Genomic DNA, 16,407 nt, shown 5'->3' on the forward strand with positions numbered 1-16,407 from the left:
CGATGGGCCGAACAAGCGGCGCGGCAGCCGCAGGCCCACTCGGCGGCGCTTAAGAACTCAACGCTCGACGCTGCGATTCCAGCGCTCGGTCCATTCCGCGCGATGCTGATTGATGGTCGTCCAGTCGACGGCGATCAGCTTCGCCACCTGGTCTGGACCATACGGTACGCGTGCCGCGACTTCCGGTGCCAGCTTGACGGTCTTGTTGACTGGACCGAGCCCTATCGCCTTGGCCTGGATAGCCTGCACTTCCGGACTCAACAGATACTGGATGAATTGCTGCGACAATTCGGGCTGCGCGTTTTCGGCCACCACGCAAGCCGCGACCTGCAGCGCGATACCGCCTTCCTTCGGATAGAAGAACTTTAGCGGAAAGCCCGTGTTCTGCAACGCAACCGCGCGGCCGCTACCGTAGGGTGCGAGAATCACGTCGCCGTTCTGCATCAGGCCGTCCATTTCGCCTGGCGTCGGTGCCCACGACAGCACATCCGGCGCGACCTGGTTTGTCATCGCGGCGAAGCCTGGATCGATGTTCTTTTCGCCGCCGCCATTTAGCCGCGCGAGCATCACGAGCGCGTGCAGGCCGTACGTGTTGGTGATCGGCGGCATGCCAAGCTTGCCCTTCAGACGCTTGTCGGTCAGCACGGTCCAGGAATCCGGCGCGGGCAGGCCCATCTTCTTGAAGGCTTCCTCGTTATAGCCGATCCCCGTCGCCACCATGCCGACGCCCACCGCAGTCGGGCCGAGGTGCGCGAGCGGATACAGGTCGTTCATGACGGGTGCGTCCGCGATTTTCGAACACAGGCCCATCTGCATGGCCTGGTACATCGGACCGTCGTCCATGACAGCGACGTTGATCTGCTCATGGCCCTTCTGCGCCTGCAGCTTCGCCAGCGTGTCGCTTGAATTGCCCGCCACATAGACGATCTTGACGTTGTGCGCCTTCTCGAACGCCGGGATGATCGTCTGCCGGTACATCTGCTCGTTCGAACCGCCGACGTTGGCCACGTAAAGCGTGGTGTCGGCCTGCGCCACCAGCGGCCCGCACAACACACCGGCAATGCCGAGTGCGGCCAGCAGCAAACGGACAGATAGCGGACGAGGGTTTCGCTGCGGGTATCGCATGGGCTGGTCTCCAGTCAATGTGCTGCCGGGCACTTGCGGGAATACATGTGAGTTGAAAAGATTCTGTCGGGCAAAATGCATAACGTCCAATACGAATAAAATAACAATCCATACCAATCTGATATGGGTTGCGCACGATGAATCTGAAGCACATTGAAGCGTTTCGGGCGGTCATGCTGGCTGGATCCATGACCGCAGCGGCGAAGGAGTTGTTCACTTCGCAACCGAACATCAGCCGGCTCATCACGCAGCTGGAACGCGAAACCGGGCTGCTGTTGTTCCAGCGCAGCGGCGTCAGACTGATCCCCACCAGCGAAGGCAACGCCTTCTTTCGCGAGGTGGAGCGCGCTTATGTCGGGCTTCAGGGACTGACCAACGCGGCCGCGCAGATCAAGAACCTGGGCAGCGGGCGCCTGCGCATCGCAGCCATGCCTTCCGCGGGTCTGACGCTGGTGCCGCATGTCATCAAACGCTTTCAGGAATTGCGGCCGGAAGTCACCGTGTCGCTTCACGTGAATACCTCGGGGACGGTCAATCACTGGACCTCCTCGCAGTTCTGCGATCTGGGCGTAGCGGTCTACAAGAGCGAAGCGTCCACCTGCGAAGTGGAACTGTTGTCGGAAGCCGCAGCGGTTTGCGTGCTGCCGGCCGGCCATCGTCTGACGAAGAAGTCCGTGCTGAAGGCCGAGGACTTTCAGGGCGAAGCGTTCATCTCCCTCTGTCATGGCGACGGCACCCGGACGCAAATGGACGAAGCCTTCGAACGCGCCGGAGTCCAACGGGTACTCGCCATCGAAGCGCAGTATTCGGCGATCTGCTGCGAGATGGTGCGTTGCGGGATGGGCGTAACGCTGGCGCACCCCATCGTCGCGCGCGACTTTGCGGGGCCCGGCATCGAGATCCGGCCGTTCAAGCCCGCGGTGCTGTTTCCCACGTATCTGCTGTATCCGCCGCATCAGCCGCGCGATCGCCTGACGCTCGAGTTCGTCCAGTTACTGCGCAAGGAGCACCAGGACCTGCTGGACAGTTTTGAAAAGCCGCGCCGTCCGAGCCGGCGTTAGAGCTTGATGTAGCGGTCGTTCAGGGAAAACCCCGATCCTCATCCGAGGCGATTCATATAAACATATATATGAATTTTCACCAGCCATCGGACCTTGACGATCTTGGACGACCGCATTCCCCGCTATCACCGCCTGCGCGACCAGTTGGCCGCCCGCATTGCCGCGCTTGAATGGCAGCCTCAAGACCCGTTGCCGACCGAACAGGAACTGGCGCTCGCCTATGGCCTCGCAGTCGGCACGGTACGCAAGGCGGTCGACCTGCTTGAGCGTGAAGGACTGGTCGAACGCTTCCAGGGACGCGGCACCTTCGTGCGCCGCGCCGCCTTCGACCGTTCGTTGTTCCGCTTCTTCCGTTTTCACTCGCCCTCGGGTGAGCGACGCGTCCCTGAGAGCCGCATTCTCGAGCGCGCCGTGATGCGCGCGCCCAAAGCGGTCGTGGCGAGATTCAGCCTCAAAACGGGCGCCAAAGCGATCCGGCTCGCGCGCTTGCGGCTGATCGACGACCAGCCGATCGTGGCCGAGCAGATCTGGTTGCCGTATGAACCGTTCGTTGCGCTGGCCGACTGCCCGATCGAAGAGTTCGGTCCGCTGCTCTATCCATTCTATGAACAGCGCTGCGCCCGCGTGGTGGCGCGCGCCGACGAACGACTGACGGTAGAGACCGCCAATGAAGAGGATGTCGCCACGCTGCGAGTGGCGGCACACAGTCCGATCGTCGTGATCGAACGAGTCGCCTTCGGTTACGACGGCGCACCGCTCGAATGGCGTCTTTCGCGAGGCGCCGCGCAACACTTTGCGTACGACATAGAGATTCGCTGAGCGGCGCGTCGTCACGCACTTTTGGGGTTTAACAAGCAGCATCGTCGACGCCGGCATACGGCGCGTGGAGTTCAGATGTTTTCCTGGTATGGCGAAGTATCGAAGAACGAGCGGCGCACGTTCTGGGCCTGTTTCGGCGGCTGGGCGCTCGATGCGCTCGACGTGCAGATGTTCAGCCTCGTGATTCCTGCGATCATCGCCGAATGGGGCATCAGCAAGACCCAGGCGGGGCTTGTTAGCGGCGTGACGCTGGTTGCGTCGGCGCTGGGCGGCTGGATTTGCGGCGCGGCAGCGGATCGCTACGGTCGCGTGCGCACCTTGCAGGTCACCGTGGCCTGGTTTTCGGTTTTCACGCTGCTATCCGCGTTTGCACAAAACTTTCCGCAGTTCATCGTGCTGAAGGCTCTGCAAGGTTTTGGCTTTGGCGGCGAGTGGGCAGCCGGCGCAGTGCTGATGGCCGAGACCATCAGCAACCGGCATCGCGGCAAGGCAATGGGCGCTGTGCAAAGCGCATGGGCCGTGGGCTGGGCCGCAGCGGTGCTGCTCTATGCAGGGGTGTTCTCGTTCCTGTCGCCCGCGCTCGGCTGGCGTGTGATGTTCGGTATCGGTATCCTGCCGGCGCTGTTGATCATCTACGTGCGGCGCAACCTCAAGGAGCCCGTTGCCGCCGCGAAGAAGGGTGCGCAGGAAGGTAAGCCTGGCTCCGCCGAACGCGTCCCGTTGCTCTCGATCTTCGCGCCGGATGTGCTGCGCATGACGCTGATCGGCGGCCTGCTCGGCGTCGGCGCACATGGCGGCTATTCCGCATTGACCACCTGGTTGCCCACCTTTCTGAAGACCGAGCGGCATCTCTCCGTGCTCGGCACCGGCGGCTATCTCGCGGTCATCATCCTCGCGTTCTTTTTCGGCTGTCTGGCAGCGTCGGTGTTGCTCGATGCCATCGGCCGCCGCCAGACCATCCTTCTATTTTCGGTCTGCTGCGTGGCGACGGTGATCCTGTACGTCTTCCTGCCGATGTCGAATCAGGCCATGCTCGCCTTAGGCTTTCCACTCGGTTTCTTCGCTGCCGGAATTCCCGCGAGCATGGGCGCGCTCTTCAACGAGCTCTATCCGCGTGGCACGCGCGGTACAGGTGTCGGCTTCTGCTATAACTTCGGACGAGTGGTCTCGGCCGGCTTCCCGGTCATGGTCGGACATCTTGCCGGTCAGTTTTCTCTGGGCTTCGCCATCGGTATCGATGCTGCGGTCGCTTACGCAATCGTCGCGGTTTCGATCCTCATGCTGCCGGAAACGCGCGGTCGTACACTAGACGAAGAGCCTGCAGCCTGATTTGAGTGTCACGAATTCACGAATGACTGCTTCCAACGGTACATCCGTCCTCCACGCTACTACGTTGCCCATCACGGGCATCGACGGTCACGCGCACGTGTTCGTGCACGGCTTGCCGCTCGTATCAGGCCGACGCTATGCGCCAGCCTACGAGGCCACGCTCGAAGACTATCGCGCGATGCTCGCGAGCCTGGGCTTATCGCACGGTGTTCTGGTTCAACCAAGTTTTCTCGGCACCGACAACAGCTTTCTACTTGCGTGCCTCGACGCGCATCCCGAACAGTTACGCGGCATCGTCGTAGTGGATCCAGCGCGCGATATCGCGCAGATCGAGGCGTGGCACGCGCGCGGCGTGGTCGGCGTGCGTGCCAATCTGATCGGCACCGCATTGCCCGACTTTGGCGATACGGTATGGGCGCCGTTTCTCGAGCGCATGGCGGACCTGGACTGGCATTTCGAGGTGCAGATCGAAGCAGCACGTCTTTCCGCGATTGCGGCGGCCGTGCTTGCCAGCGGCGTGCATATGGTGGTCGATCATTTTGGCCGCTTCGATCCGGCGCTCGGCACCGGTGACCCCGGCTTCGCCACCCTGCTCTCGCTCGGCCCGACGCGACAGGTGTGGGTGAAAGTGTCGGGTGCGTATCGCGTGAGCCCCGAGCGCGCTGATCCGGCTGCGGCATTGGCGGCAGCAGTCAGCGCATGGCCCGCGCTGGTTCGTGAATTCGGCGTCGACCGTCTGGTGTGGGGCACCGACTGGCCGCATACGCAATTCGAAGACGTGCAGAACGCCCGGCTGACTCGCGATCAACTCGAATCCTTCGTGAATCAGCCGGATCAGTTACGCGCCGTGCTGGTCGACACGCCCGCGTCGCTGTTCCAGTTCCGCTAACGCACCGCAGCGATCCGCGCGCGGAAGTGCTCTGTGCCGGCAACGATCTTGTCGAGCACCGCGTCGAGTGCCCAGAAGCGTTCGCGCACGTCGTAGTCGATCACGCGGCAGCGAATCGAGTTGAATGTGCCGATACGCTGATGGTAGATCTTCGCGAGCGCCGGGTAGCCGAGCGCCTCCGAGACTGCCGCAATCACCAGAAACGTCGACAATTCTTCGGCTAGCACCGGATTGCGAGCACTCTCGCTACGCAACCATTGGTAAAGATCCGGATGAAAGTTGGTGAATACGCCGTTGAAGCCTGCCGAGCCGGCCTTCATCGCATCCCACGCGATCGCGGCATTCGCATTCAGTATCTTCAGCGGTGAACCCTCTGCCAACGCGACACGCCGTTTCACGGTGGACAGATCGCAACTGACATCCTTAAGCATGACGAAGCGACCGGTGTCGATACACGCTTTTAGTTCCTCGTCGGAAAGCAGCCGCCGATACGGCGCAGGGCACTCGTATAACCCAAGCGGCAGATCGGATGGCAAACGCCGCAGCAGGCGCCGCAGATTCGTCAGAAAGGTGGCCGTGCCCTCACGCTTCGGATCCAGCCGATTCGTGACCAGCACCACCCCTTGCGCCCCCGATGCTGCCGCAGCCAGCAGTTCTTCAGCCTGCGCATCCGGATCGTCGCTGATATGGCCGGACGCGACCACGGGCACCCGCCCCGCCACCTTATCCACCACAAAGCGCGCGAGCGCGGCACGCTCCGCAAGACTCAGAAACTGCATCTCGCTCGACTGCGCGACTGCGAATAACGCATCCGAGCCATGCTCGAGATACCACTCGATCAGGCGCTCGAGTCCGCCGTAGTCGATCGCACCGCTCTCGTCGAACGGCGTCAGCATCACGGGAACAATGCCCTCGATAACACCAGCGGGCTTCGATGTATGACCCATCAACCTCTCCTCAAAAGATACTGTTTCGATCGCGACGTGCAACGCGTGTCACGCTCCCATCAGGCGGGTACGTGAGCCACGCCCGCCGCGCCTTCCTGTTCGGGAATCGGTTTGCGCACCAGCAGCAGATAGGCCATCGCCCCGGCGCCCGCGATGCCCGCGGCCGTCAATAGCGCCGGCACGAACGACGACGCCTGGGCGATAAAGCCGGTCGCGATCGGCGCCAGCGCGCCGCCGAGAAAACCGCCGAAGTTCTGGATGGCTGCCAGCGACGCGATCCGGCTGGGCGGCGCTGCCGCTGTCGCCAAAGCCCATGACGAAGCCGCCGCCGCGTTGCCTAAAAAGACCACCACCGAAATGCAGGCGACCGCGATCGTATTGCTCTCGACGAGAGCAGCCGGAATCGTGAAGACCATCATGCCGAGCATCGAGACCACCACCGCGTTGCGGCGGCTCGCCACCGGCGAACGGCTGCCCCGGGTAATCAGATCGGAGAACCAGCCCGCCACCAGCGAGCCGACGATGCCGCACAGGAACGGCACAGATGCCGCGAAGCCGGTATGGATCAGGCTCATGTGCCGCTCGATCGTCAGATAGCCCGGCAACCAGGTCAGATAAACCCAGTTGAGATACACCGAGCCGAAGAAGCCGATCAGCATCCCCCAGGTCGTCGCATACGAAAACAGACCTCGCCATTCGGCGAACGTGAGCTTGGAAGGTACTTCGCCTGCAGACTGGCTGCCCTCGTCGAGATAGCGGCGCTCCGCCTCGGTCATCTGCGACTTGTCCGGATCGCGGTACAACGCAAACCAGATGACTGCGACCACAAGACCCAGCATACCCGTTGCAATGAAGGCCCAACGCCAGTTGAAGGACACCACGACAAACGACAGGCACAGCGGTGCAAGCGCGCTCCCCAACGGCGAGGCCGCGTTGTAGATGCCGGTGGGCGTGCCGCGCGAGCGCAACGGAAACCAGTTGCTCACGACCCGGGCGGCCGAAGGAAACTGCGGCGCTTCGCCAATGCCGAGCACGGCGCGTGCAACGATAAAGAAGCCGAAGCTGGACGCGAGGCCACCCGCCATCTGCGCCAGCGACCACACAACAAGCCCAATGCCCAGCAGCCGGCGTGGGCCAATGCGATCGACCAGTCCGCCAATCGGTAACTGACACACTGCGTAGACCCACAGGAACGCCGACAGCAGCAGACCCATCTGACCGAGCGAAAGTCCGAGCTCGGCACGGATCATCGGGTTGGCGACAGCCAGCGTGCCGCGATCCATATAGTTGACGACACCGCTCACCATCAGCAGCACGAGCGCGACATGCTGGGCTCGGCGCATTCCTGGCGGGGTGGGCTGACTTTGCGCGGTATCGCTCATGCTCGCTGTCTCCGTCTCATAGCAGGTATGACTGCGTCATCGTAGTTGTTTGCCACCTCGTGTATGTCAAACTTCCGCGCGCAAAGGCTCGGCCGGATCGGACACGCGGCGATCGGCCTGCGCGGGACGCAGCATGGCAAGCAGAAGCGCCGCCACGAGGCCGCTCGCCGCAAGCACATAAAGTCCCGCAGGCACCGAGTGAAACGACGCCTCGACGGCATTGCGCACGGTCGGCGCAAAGAAACCGCCAAGATTGCCGATCGCGTTGATCACCGCGAAACCGCCCGCCGCTGCGGTGCCGCCCAGATAGGCTGCTGGAAACGTCCAGAAGATCGGCTGTACCGTCATGATGCCCATCGTGACGAAACAGAGGGCCATGATCGCCCCAACGGGACCCATATTGGCCGATACCGCAAGACCACACGCGATAGAGAGAGCCGAGAGCACCGCGAAACCACGCCGGTGTCCGGTACGCACCGCGAAGCCCGGATAAAACGCACCCGCCACGATGGCGCAGGCCCACGGAATGGCCGAAATCAGCCCGACGTGCAGGCCCACTTTGACATGCAGCAGCGCGCTTACCTGGGTCGGCAAATAAAACGCCACCCCGTAGCCTGCAATCTGGATCGAGAAATAGAGGAGCGCGAAATGCAGCAGCTTCGGATCGACCAGTGCGGCACGGAAAGTCATCTTGCCGATTTTTAGTTTCTGCCGATCTTCAGCAGCAAGTGCGCGCGCGAGCGCTTGTGCTTCATCGCGCGGCATCCACTTCGCGTCTTCGGGACGATTACACAGATAGAAATAGCCCCACACGCCTACCACCGACGCCAGCAGGCCTTCGACCAGGAACATCAATTGCCAGCCGTGCAGGCCGAACAGGCCATCGAACTCAAGCAGCATGCCCGATAGCGGACCGCCCAGCATCAACGCGAGCGGCGAGCCGAAGTAGAAGATCCCCATGATCTGTCCGCGTGCGCGAGCGGGAAACCAGTGCGTCATGTAGAGAACCGCACCTGGGAACAGTCCCGCCTCGGCGGCGCCCAGAAAGAAACGGATGAACGAGAAAAGCGAATCGCTCGACGCGTATGCCATGGCCGCCGAAATCAGCCCCCATGTGACCATGATGCGCGAAAGCCAGACACGCGCGCCGACACGATGCATCATCAGATTGCTTGGCACTTCGAACAACGCGTAGGCGATGAAGAAAATACCTGCGCCGAAGGCGAACGCAGCGTTGCTCACGCCCGTCGACGCCTGATAGGACTGCTGCGCAAAACCGATGTTCGCCCGATCGAGGTACGACAGCATGTACATCAGGATCAGAAACGGCACGATCCGCCACTTGGCGCGCCTGATTGCGCGCTCCACCAAAACCTCTTCATCGCCGTGCATGGGGTGCAGGTTCGTCTCCATCTCGTCTCCTTGTTGTTCCCTTGACGGGATACCGCATCCGGTCTCGCGCCGGTGATCGTGGACGGCGGTTTAAACCACCTTGCCGGGATTGAGCAGATTCAGCGGATCGAGCGCGGCTTTCAGGCGGCGCATCAGGGCAAGCTCAGGTTCGCTGCGCGTGTACGGCAGCCACGGCTTCTTGGTGATGCCGATGCCATGTTCAGCTGAGATCGTCCCACCGAACTGTTGTACGAGACCGTAAACAATCGCGGTGATCTCTTCTTTCGGTTGCGGCGAAGCACCCGGCACGCAGGCGACGATATGCAGGTTGCCGTCGCCGATGTGCCCATAGAAGAGTGCAACCGCGTCGGCAAAGCGGGCGCGCAAGGCTGCGAGACATGCGCTCACGTATTCGTCCATCACCGCGACCGGCAAGCCGATGTCGAATGGTTCGTGAGGCCCGAGGACCTGCGGAAATTCCGCGCAGGCATCGCGCACGCCCCAGAATGCCTGCACGTCCGCGAGCGATTGAGCCAGCGCTCCGTCGGCGAGTACGCCTTCTTCGATCTGATGCATCAACCAGGACTCGAAACGCGGGGCGTCGTACGCCGCATCCATTCCCTGGGCTTCGATCAGCACGTAGCAGGCATGCTCGCCCGGCAGCGGATTGCTCACGCCGGGTACACGCTGCGTGACCGTCTGCCAGTAATCCGGCCACATCACCTCGAAGGCGGACAGGAGCGGCCCCAAGCCGCGGCGCGCCGCGTTCAGAAACACGACCAGCTTGTCGTAGCTTTCGAGTGCGCACAACGCTGCCATCGTGCAACCCGGTTTGGCAGACAGGCGCAGGACGATGCGAGTGATGATGCCGAGTGTCCCTTCGCTGCCGATGAACAGATGCTTGAGGTCATAGCCCGCATTGTTCTTCAGCATCTTGTTGAGATTCGTCACCACGCTGCCATCCGGCAGCACGACTTCGAGCCCCAGCACCATTTCACGCGCCATGCCGTAGCGGATCACACGGTTGCCGCCCGCGTTAGTCGACAGATTGCCGCCGATCGCGCACGACCCGCGGGCACCGAGGTCCAGGGGAATGAAGAAACCGGCCTCATCCGCGGCCTCCTGCACGCTCTGCAGCGGCGTGCCCGCCTTGACCGTCATGCTTGCCGATGCAGGGTCGATCTCTTCGATCCCCACCATGCGCTCGAGCGACAACGCCACCGCCCCCTCGATGGGCCTGGCGCCGCCGCACAGTCCCGTCAATCCGCCCTGCGGTACCACCGGGACGCGATACTGCGCACAGATGCGCATCGCCGCAGCCACGCCGGGCGTGTCCGTAGGACGCAGCACCGCGAGGGGCCGCTGGGGCCCGAGCGTGCTCCAGTCCTGTTCGTTACGCGTGGGGATGTCGTTGCCGGTCAGCACAGCGGCAGCCCCGAGGGCATCGCGCAATGCGGCGAACAACGCCTCGGATGTATCGCCGGCCCTCTCGGGCAAGCAGATTTCGTGGTCCATCGTGTCTCCTTCCCTGTTTTCGCAGCATGCGCGGGTTCGCATCGGCCCGGTGCGTGATTACCGGGCGGTGGGTTGCGCTGACACCGTCACACCGTCGTCCTGGCTAGCAGCGCGCGCGGCAATGCGGCTTTTACATCCGCGTCAATCGCCATGAGCGGCGCGCGTACGCGGCGCCATCCGTCGTTGCCCTGGCAAGCGGCGACCCATGCCTTGAGAAGCGGCACAAAGGGCTGACCTGCCACGGCCCGCAGCAGATCCTTTAGCACGCCGAAGTCTCGGTCCTGTTCGCTGTCGTAAGACGCGCGAACCTGCTCTGGCGCGATGTTGGCAAGCCCGCAGATCGATCCGGCACCGCCCGCTGCCCGCGCGCGTCCAATCGTGTCCTCCGCGCCCACATAGACCTTCAGGCCAGGATGATTGCGGATCAGGGCGAGCGAATGATCGAGGTTCCCGCTGCTGTCCTTGATGCCGTCTATCACGTTCCCGTAGCGCTGACGCAGTGTCGCGATCGCCTCGTCGTCGAAACTCACTCCGGACACCTGAGGAATGTGATAGAGGATGACGCGCAAGCCCGGATCGTCGGCCGCGTCGATCACCTGACCGATCGATTCGACCACGCCGGCGCTGCTGACATCCTTGAAATAGAACGGAGGTAAAAGCAAGACACGGCGGCAGCCCTGCGCCAGCGCATGCCGCGTCAAGAAGATCGCGTCGCCCAGTGCCGCAGCGCCCGCGCCGACCACCAGATCACCACTGCCGATTCCGCGCCCGAGCAGCCCTTCGAGCGCTGCGCTCCGTTCGGCGACCGTGAACGACTGACCCTCGCCGGTCGTGCCGAACAGAGTAATGCCGTGTAAGCCGCGCCGCAGCAGATCTGCCGAATGCTGCGCCAGCAGCGCCACATCCACGCGGTTCGCAGCGTCGAGCGGCGTCGTCACTGCTGCCAGCACGCCCTGTCCTTCGAAAGACATAACCCGTCTCCTTCAGTCATACGTCCCGGCGGCTCCACCTCCGCACTGGGCGTTCGAAATCGATCCGGCGCGACCCAGCCATCATCCAATGACGGACCGAACTGTAGCTGACATGTTAGTTAGAAATCGGCGAAGCGTCAAAGAAGAATTTTTACGGAGCGTAAGCGATATGCCTCGGACCGACCCGGCGGCCCGTAGCCCTGCTAGCCGAAGTTGCCCATCGAGCGCTGGCGCGCGTTCTCGATATGCGTGCCGAGCAGACCGACCGCTTTTTCCACGTTGCGCTCACGAATAGCCGCGATCAGTTCGAGGTGTTCATCCATCGTCGGAACCACCACCTCGGGCTTCAGGACCACATGTTCGAGGCGGATCAGGCGGATGCGCAGACTGTTGACGCGATAGATATTGGAGACGATATCGTTGCCCATCGCATCGATCATCATGTCGTGCAGACCCCAGTCGACTGTCTGGGCGTCGTTGAGAAGACGATCGTCGATTTTCTTGGCAACCGCTCGGCGCACGATATCCCTGTGCGCCCGCTCGATTTTTTCGAGGTCGGTGTCGGATGCGGTACGGGTGAAATTTGCAACCGCCTCCCGCTCGAGCATGAGGCGCAGTTGAAAGGCGTTGCGGATCAACCGCAGATCGACATGACAGACCTGCAGACCGCGGTTCGGCACGGTCTTGATGAGACCCTCGGCTTCGAGGCGCGGCACCATTTCACGAATCGCGCCAAGCGGCATATCGGTCAGGACCATCAGTTCGCGTTGCGAGACGAATTGCCCAGGCCGGATATTGGCGTTCAGGATTTGCTGTGTGAAATTTTCATAAGCGACGAGGCGGAGAGACTTTCCCTGGCTCTCGTCCAGGTCCGTCTTTGCCGGTGTCATTGTATTCATAGCCGGTCTCGCGTACGTGTTGGTTGCACGGCAACATGTTAGCACGTACTTGTACGCTGCCAGCCGTCGCGAGACGGGGGTGGGGAGTTACGCGGCGATGCGCGTTGGCCCCTTACTCATATACATTGATGTGCCGATCAAGGTAGACAATTGCGGCATCAGGAGATTCGGCCTCATAGATCGGCTTGCCCGCGTAGAGAACTGTGCAGCCGCGTACCGAGAGTGCGGGAAGCGGATCCCTGGCGGTGAAGCCTGCTGTAGCGGTAGCGTCAATCTCGCAGGCGAACAGGAGATCGCCTGCGCTGGCCAACTCGAATTCGAATGAAGGCGATAAGCAAAGATCCCTTCGCATAGGTAATTCCGTTCACATGATCCGTCTGGGAGCACACATACTCTCACCACAATTTGAATATCCCTATGCGCAGACTCTTACACTTCATTTCCCGCGAATCGCAACAGACGAGTGCCCCCGTTTGCTCACCGGCGCAAGCGGGCGTAGCTCGAGGAAGATTTAGTAATGGTCGCAAAGGAAAAAGCGCCCAGACCGCGAAAGTCTGAGCGAAGCCATCGGGAGCCCGACGGCGGAGGTATTCAAGGCGACAAGGTGAAAGCGGCTCGCTACTGCGGTCGAAACCGGTAGCGAGCCCGCTCTCTGCACGGCGCCGCTCAGCGACCGTGCGCACTCATAGAGTGGTGTTCAAAAGGCCACGTGCGCCCGCTATTCTTCCGCAGCGCGGAATCAGGGCATCAATGCATCAATGGCAGTGCCTTTAGTTCTGGTTGGACTTCGACACGGCCGGCTGTGCCATATCCGACGAACCGTTTGCGACGCCGCCCACATCTGTCGCACCGTTTTGTGCTGCTATTTTGGCCTCAGCAGCCTGAATCTGCGCAGGATAAGCGTTTTGGTCACCGTCGCCCGGGTAATAACCAGCCTGTTCGACCTGGACCAATTGGGCGTGCACTTCCGCACGGGTGAGAGGCTGGTTCGATTGAGCGAACACAGCAACCGGTGCAGCAAACGCAGCGGCAACGACAACGGTTTGAATAAGGGATTTCATGGCTAATACCTCCAGACTTTTGTTTGTCCTGCAACGAACAGCCCTGTTCGTCAGTCAGTGTCTACAGTCTAGGTAAGTACGCGTTTAAGATTAACCCCCGCGTCCGAAAGGGATTATTGTCAAATAGCCGTTAACCCTAATGAAAGGTTGACCGTGAGCTCAGTGTCTGCTGGCTCTGCGAAGGCCCAAGGCGCCCATGATGGCCCCGCCGATGCCCGTAATCGCGCCCACAATGCCCGCGATCAGGGCCGCGTAGCTGATCCAGTTGGTGGTGGGCTCGGGGACCTTCGCGGGAAGTGCCGATGCGATCACGACAGGCGGCGGCACGGAGACTTTGTTCGGCGGAGCTTCCGCGGGAAGCGCGGTCGCGGTCACGCTCGGGGTCGCCACGACCGATACCGACGTGGACGTCCCAGGCGTTGCATAAAGCCCTGCAGCGAGCACCATGGATGCGGCCGGGGTATCCCGTGCGATATCGCCAGCCAGAGCGACCGTCCCATGCGCGGAGAAAAGCAGCGTTGCCACGAGCGGCAGCAGACGGCCCCTCGCACGTCGTGATTGGCAAGCGGATGCGTCGATGCGCGCCGCTGTGAAGCGTTCTTGTTTCATCCCCCGTCCATCCAGGCACCGTGTAGGCATATCATGTCGTAGCCGGTCCATCGGGGTCAATATAGGTGCGGCAGAAAACGGCGTTCGGGCAAATGATTTAATCGAGTTCCATCAACGTGAGTCACACTCTTTCAACATCCGTCTCTGCAGAACTCGAAATCCGCAAGAGCCGCTTTATCGCCTATGCCATTCCCGTTGCGGACCGCGATGCTGCGATGGTCGAACTGCGCCGCCTGCGTGAAGCGCATCCCGCTGCTACACACGTGTGCTGGGCGTTGCTCGCCGGGGGACATTCCGGCATGTCCGACGACGGCGAGCCTTCCGGCACCGCCGGCAGGCCGATCCTCGAAGTACTGCGCCATCACGATCTCGACGGCGTGCTGGCCGCCGTCGTGCGCTATTACGGCGGCGTGAAGCTGGGTGCGGGCGGCCTCGTGCGCGCGTACGCCGATTCGATTGCTCGTGTGCTGCAGGACGCGCCGCGCATCGAACGGATTGCGCAAACCTTGTTGACAGTGGAGATCGGCTATCCCGACGAAGCGCGCGTACGCCGCTGGATCGAACAGGAAGGTTATGCGCTTGCCGATAGCGGGTATGAAATGGAAGTGCGGCTGACGATCGGCATGCCTGTTACCGCACTGGACGCGGCGCGCGAAGCCTTGCGGGATATGACGCAAGGGCGCGCCGTGTTGCACGACGCGCCGTGACGCCCGGCTGATACTCAATGCGTCGCAGCTAACTCCGGTTGGGTGCGCTTGAGCGCGACTTCCATCAGCGCATCTTCGAGAATCATCTGAGCCCCTTTCTCCGCCACCATCATCGTCGGCGCATTGATATTGCCGGACGTGATGTTCGGGAAGATCGACGCATCCACCACGCGCAAGCCCGCGATGCCGTGTACGCGCAGGCGTTCGTCGACCACAGAAGTCTGCGCATCGGAACCCATCGCGCATGATCCACACAGGTGATAGATCGAACCCGACTGCTCGCGGAAATACTGCAGAAAGCCCTCTCGCGTATTGACCTGCGGCCCTGGTGAAATCTCTTCGACCGTGATGCCCTGCAACGCCGGCGTGGCCATCACCTTGCGCACCAGTTCACAACCCTGAATCACTTCGTCGATGTCTTTGTCCGTGGTCAACGCGTTGATACGGATCTTCGCCGCGTCTTCCACGCGGTTCGAGGCGATTTCGATCGTGCCGCGGCTCGTCGGCCGACATGGATTGAACGCCAGCAGAAAGCCAGAATATGGTTCCGGCTCGAGGCTCGCCTTGCTGCTCTTAGGAATGCGATACGACAACGGGTTGAAATAGAGCTGCAAGTTAGGCTGCGCCTCCTGGTCGTTGCCCTTGAAAAAGCCACCCGACTGATTCACGCTCATCGCGAGCGGCCCCTTGCGGGTCAACAGATACTGCAGACCCAGCTTGAGCTTGCCGAGCAACGGCCGCATTTCGTCGTTTAACGTCTTCACGTTGGCGCGATAATAGAAGCTTACGCACAGATGATCCTGCAGGTTTTGCCCGACTGCCGGCAATTCATGCACGAGCGGAATGCGATGCTGCGCGAGCAACGCCTTGGCGCCGACGCCGGACAGTTGCAACAGCTTCGGCGTATCCACTGCGCCAGCCGACAAAATCACCTCGCGATTCGCTACGAACCGACGCTCGCTGCCGCCCTGCTTGACCACCACGCCCGTCGCACGCTTGTTGGTGTCGAACAGCACCTGGCTCACCAGCATGTCACGTTCGACGCTCAGATTCTTGCGCTCCAGTACCGGATGAAGATATTCGAAGCTGCTCGACGAACGCTGCCCGTTGCGCGTGTTCACATCGTAAATGCCCGCACCTTCGAACTGCGCACCATTGAAGTCTTGAGTCCGCTGATAACCCGCCTGCTCGCAGCCCTTCAAAAACACGTGGCAAATCGGATGTACGGCATCCTTCATCGGTGAAATGCGAATTGGGCCATCGTGGCCGTGATATTCAGTATCGCCAAGAGGATGCGACTCGAGCTTGCGGAAATACGGCAGCACGTCGTTAAACGACCAGCCTTTGTTGCCCACGGCCGCCCAGTCGTCGAAATCGTGCGGTTGACCGCGCACGAAGATCATTGCGTTGATCGATCCCGAGCCGCCCTGCACCTTGCCGCGCGGACAGTAGATGGGCCGGTTGTCGAGTTCCTTTTCGGGCTCGCTGTAGTACATCCAGTTATAGGTTTCGTTGTAGTACGTTTTAGTGAAACCCACGGGGACCTTGAACCAGAACGAGCTGTCCTTGCCGCCCGCTTCGAGCAGCAGCACCGAGTATTCACCCGAGGCCGTCAGGCGATTCGCGAGGATGCAGCCCGCAGAGCCGGCGCCGACGATAATGTAGTCGTAGTTCATGGTGTAGTTCGCCCGATGGCGCCCG

At 61.6% G+C, this 16,407-nt stretch carries 16 protein-coding genes; 5 read left to right on the forward strand and 11 right to left on the reverse strand.

Translation table 11 applies throughout. The annotated features are described in order from the left end of the window. Window positions 1–57: 57 nt before the first annotated feature. Entirely contained in the window at window positions 58–1,125 is a 1,068-nt protein-coding gene (locus P3T17_RS18665) for an ABC transporter substrate-binding protein (RefSeq protein ID WP_429286085.1), read from the reverse strand. A gap of 137 nt (window positions 1,126–1,262) precedes the next feature. Between P3T17_RS18665 and P3T17_RS18670 the strand changes: the two genes are divergently transcribed. From P3T17_RS18670 to P3T17_RS18685, 4 genes are all read left to right on the forward strand, one after another. Further along, on the forward strand, window positions 1,263–2,186 hold the full coding sequence (locus tag P3T17_RS18670) for a LysR substrate-binding domain-containing protein (protein WP_429286086.1): 924 nt from the start codon (window positions 1,263–1,265) through the stop codon (window positions 2,184–2,186). 93 nt (window positions 2,187–2,279) lie between these two features. After that, window positions 2,280–3,005, forward strand: coding sequence for a GntR family transcriptional regulator (locus P3T17_RS18675; protein WP_429286087.1), 726 nt, complete (start codon window positions 2,280–2,282; stop codon window positions 3,003–3,005). Window positions 3,006–3,080: 75 nt separating this feature from the next. Then, a complete protein-coding gene (locus P3T17_RS18680) occupies window positions 3,081–4,334 on the forward strand; it encodes an MFS transporter (RefSeq protein WP_429408421.1) in 1,254 nt (417 codons plus the stop codon). Between the two features lie 22 nt (window positions 4,335–4,356). Continuing rightward, window positions 4,357–5,223: an amidohydrolase family protein gene (locus P3T17_RS18685; protein ID WP_429408423.1), complete on the forward strand. Its 867-nt coding sequence runs from the start codon at window positions 4,357–4,359 to the stop codon at window positions 5,221–5,223. On the opposite strand, the gene P3T17_RS18690 is transcribed toward P3T17_RS18685, so the two are convergent. The 9 genes from P3T17_RS18690 to P3T17_RS18730 all read right to left on the reverse strand — a co-directional run bounded on the left by P3T17_RS18690 (window position 5,220) and on the right by P3T17_RS18730 (window position 13,999). Then, entirely contained in the window at window positions 5,220–6,170 is a 951-nt protein-coding gene (locus tag P3T17_RS18690) for a dihydrodipicolinate synthase family protein (RefSeq protein WP_429408425.1), read from the reverse strand. The two genes, P3T17_RS18685 and P3T17_RS18690, sit on opposite strands and share 4 nt — an antisense overlap. 59 nt (window positions 6,171–6,229) lie before the next feature. Then, window positions 6,230–7,552 carry an MFS transporter gene (locus P3T17_RS18695; protein WP_429408427.1) on the reverse strand — a complete coding sequence of 441 codons (1,323 nt, stop codon included), beginning with the start codon at window positions 7,550–7,552 and terminating at the stop codon, window positions 6,230–6,232. 66 nt (window positions 7,553–7,618) lie between these two features. Continuing rightward, window positions 7,619–8,944, reverse strand: a complete 1,326-nt coding sequence (locus tag P3T17_RS18700) for an MFS transporter (RefSeq protein ID WP_429408538.1) — start codon at window positions 8,942–8,944, stop codon at window positions 7,619–7,621. A 90-nt stretch (window positions 8,945–9,034) separates the two neighbouring features. Beyond that, window positions 9,035–10,459, reverse strand: a complete 1,425-nt coding sequence (locus P3T17_RS18705; RefSeq protein WP_429408429.1) for an FAD-binding oxidoreductase — start codon at window positions 10,457–10,459, stop codon at window positions 9,035–9,037. An 86-nt stretch (window positions 10,460–10,545) separates the two neighbouring features. After that, window positions 10,546–11,430, reverse strand: a complete 885-nt coding sequence (locus P3T17_RS18710; protein WP_429408430.1) for a dihydrodipicolinate synthase family protein — start codon at window positions 11,428–11,430, stop codon at window positions 10,546–10,548. 203 nt (window positions 11,431–11,633) lie between these two features. After that, entirely contained in the window at window positions 11,634–12,329 is a 696-nt protein-coding gene (locus tag P3T17_RS18715; RefSeq protein WP_429408432.1) for a GntR family transcriptional regulator, read from the reverse strand. Window positions 12,330–12,441: 112 nt separating this feature from the next. Beyond that, window positions 12,442–12,681, reverse strand: a complete 240-nt coding sequence (locus P3T17_RS18720) for a hypothetical protein (RefSeq protein ID WP_429408434.1) — start codon at window positions 12,679–12,681, stop codon at window positions 12,442–12,444. Between the two features lie 418 nt (window positions 12,682–13,099). Continuing rightward, entirely contained in the window at window positions 13,100–13,390 is a 291-nt protein-coding gene (locus tag P3T17_RS18725; RefSeq protein WP_429408436.1) for a DUF4148 domain-containing protein, read from the reverse strand. A gap of 159 nt (window positions 13,391–13,549) precedes the next feature. Beyond that, window positions 13,550–13,999 carry a hypothetical protein gene (locus P3T17_RS18730; protein ID WP_429408438.1) on the reverse strand — a complete coding sequence of 150 codons (450 nt, stop codon included), beginning with the start codon at window positions 13,997–13,999 and terminating at the stop codon, window positions 13,550–13,552. 116 nt (window positions 14,000–14,115) lie between these two features. Between P3T17_RS18730 and P3T17_RS18735 the strand changes: the two genes are divergently transcribed. Further along, complete coding sequence (locus P3T17_RS18735) at window positions 14,116–14,706, forward strand: IMPACT family protein (RefSeq protein WP_429408439.1); 591 nt, start codon at window positions 14,116–14,118, stop codon at window positions 14,704–14,706. Window positions 14,707–14,720: 14 nt separating this feature from the next. On the opposite strand, the gene P3T17_RS18740 is transcribed toward P3T17_RS18735, so the two are convergent. Next, window positions 14,721–16,382, reverse strand: a complete 1,662-nt coding sequence (locus tag P3T17_RS18740; RefSeq protein WP_429408441.1) for a GMC family oxidoreductase — start codon at window positions 16,380–16,382, stop codon at window positions 14,721–14,723. Window positions 16,383–16,407 lie beyond the last annotated feature (25 nt).

The sequence above is a fragment of the Paraburkholderia sp. GAS82 genome, from assembly GCF_050436285.1.
Taxonomy (GTDB): Bacteria; Pseudomonadota; Gammaproteobacteria; order Burkholderiales; family Burkholderiaceae; genus Paraburkholderia; species Paraburkholderia phenazinium_B.

Excerpts from the sequence above, each read along its gene's own strand:
- P3T17_RS18680 (WP_429408421.1), top strand. The coding sequence starts at position 3,081 with ATGTTTTCCTGGTATGGCGAAGTATCGAAGAACGAGCGGCGCACGTTC.
- P3T17_RS18700 (WP_429408538.1), bottom strand. The coding sequence starts at position 8,944 with ATGCACGGCGATGAAGAGGTTTTGGTGGAGCGCGCAATCAGGCGCGCC.
- P3T17_RS18710 (WP_429408430.1), bottom strand. The coding sequence starts at position 11,430 with ATGTCTTTCGAAGGACAGGGCGTGCTGGCAGCAGTGACGACGCCGCTC.
- P3T17_RS18665 (WP_429286085.1), bottom strand. The coding sequence starts at position 1,125 with ATGCGATACCCGCAGCGAAACCCTCGTCCGCTATCTGTCCGTTTGCTG.
- P3T17_RS18685 (WP_429408423.1), top strand. The coding sequence starts at position 4,357 with ATGACTGCTTCCAACGGTACATCCGTCCTCCACGCTACTACGTTGCCC.
- P3T17_RS18715 (WP_429408432.1), bottom strand. The coding sequence starts at position 12,329 with ATGAATACAATGACACCGGCAAAGACGGACCTGGACGAGAGCCAGGGA.
- P3T17_RS18740 (WP_429408441.1), bottom strand. The coding sequence starts at position 16,382 with ATGAACTACGACTACATTATCGTCGGCGCCGGCTCTGCGGGCTGCATC.
- P3T17_RS18690 (WP_429408425.1), bottom strand. The coding sequence starts at position 6,170 with ATGGGTCATACATCGAAGCCCGCTGGTGTTATCGAGGGCATTGTTCCC.
- P3T17_RS18695 (WP_429408427.1), bottom strand. The coding sequence starts at position 7,552 with ATGAGCGATACCGCGCAAAGTCAGCCCACCCCGCCAGGAATGCGCCGA.
- P3T17_RS18670 (WP_429286086.1), top strand. The coding sequence starts at position 1,263 with ATGAATCTGAAGCACATTGAAGCGTTTCGGGCGGTCATGCTGGCTGGA.
- P3T17_RS18720 (WP_429408434.1), bottom strand. The coding sequence starts at position 12,681 with ATGCGAAGGGATCTTTGCTTATCGCCTTCATTCGAATTCGAGTTGGCC.
- P3T17_RS18730 (WP_429408438.1), bottom strand. The coding sequence starts at position 13,999 with ATGAAACAAGAACGCTTCACAGCGGCGCGCATCGACGCATCCGCTTGC.
- P3T17_RS18705 (WP_429408429.1), bottom strand. The coding sequence starts at position 10,459 with ATGGACCACGAAATCTGCTTGCCCGAGAGGGCCGGCGATACATCCGAG.
- P3T17_RS18725 (WP_429408436.1), bottom strand. The coding sequence starts at position 13,390 with ATGAAATCCCTTATTCAAACCGTTGTCGTTGCCGCTGCGTTTGCTGCA.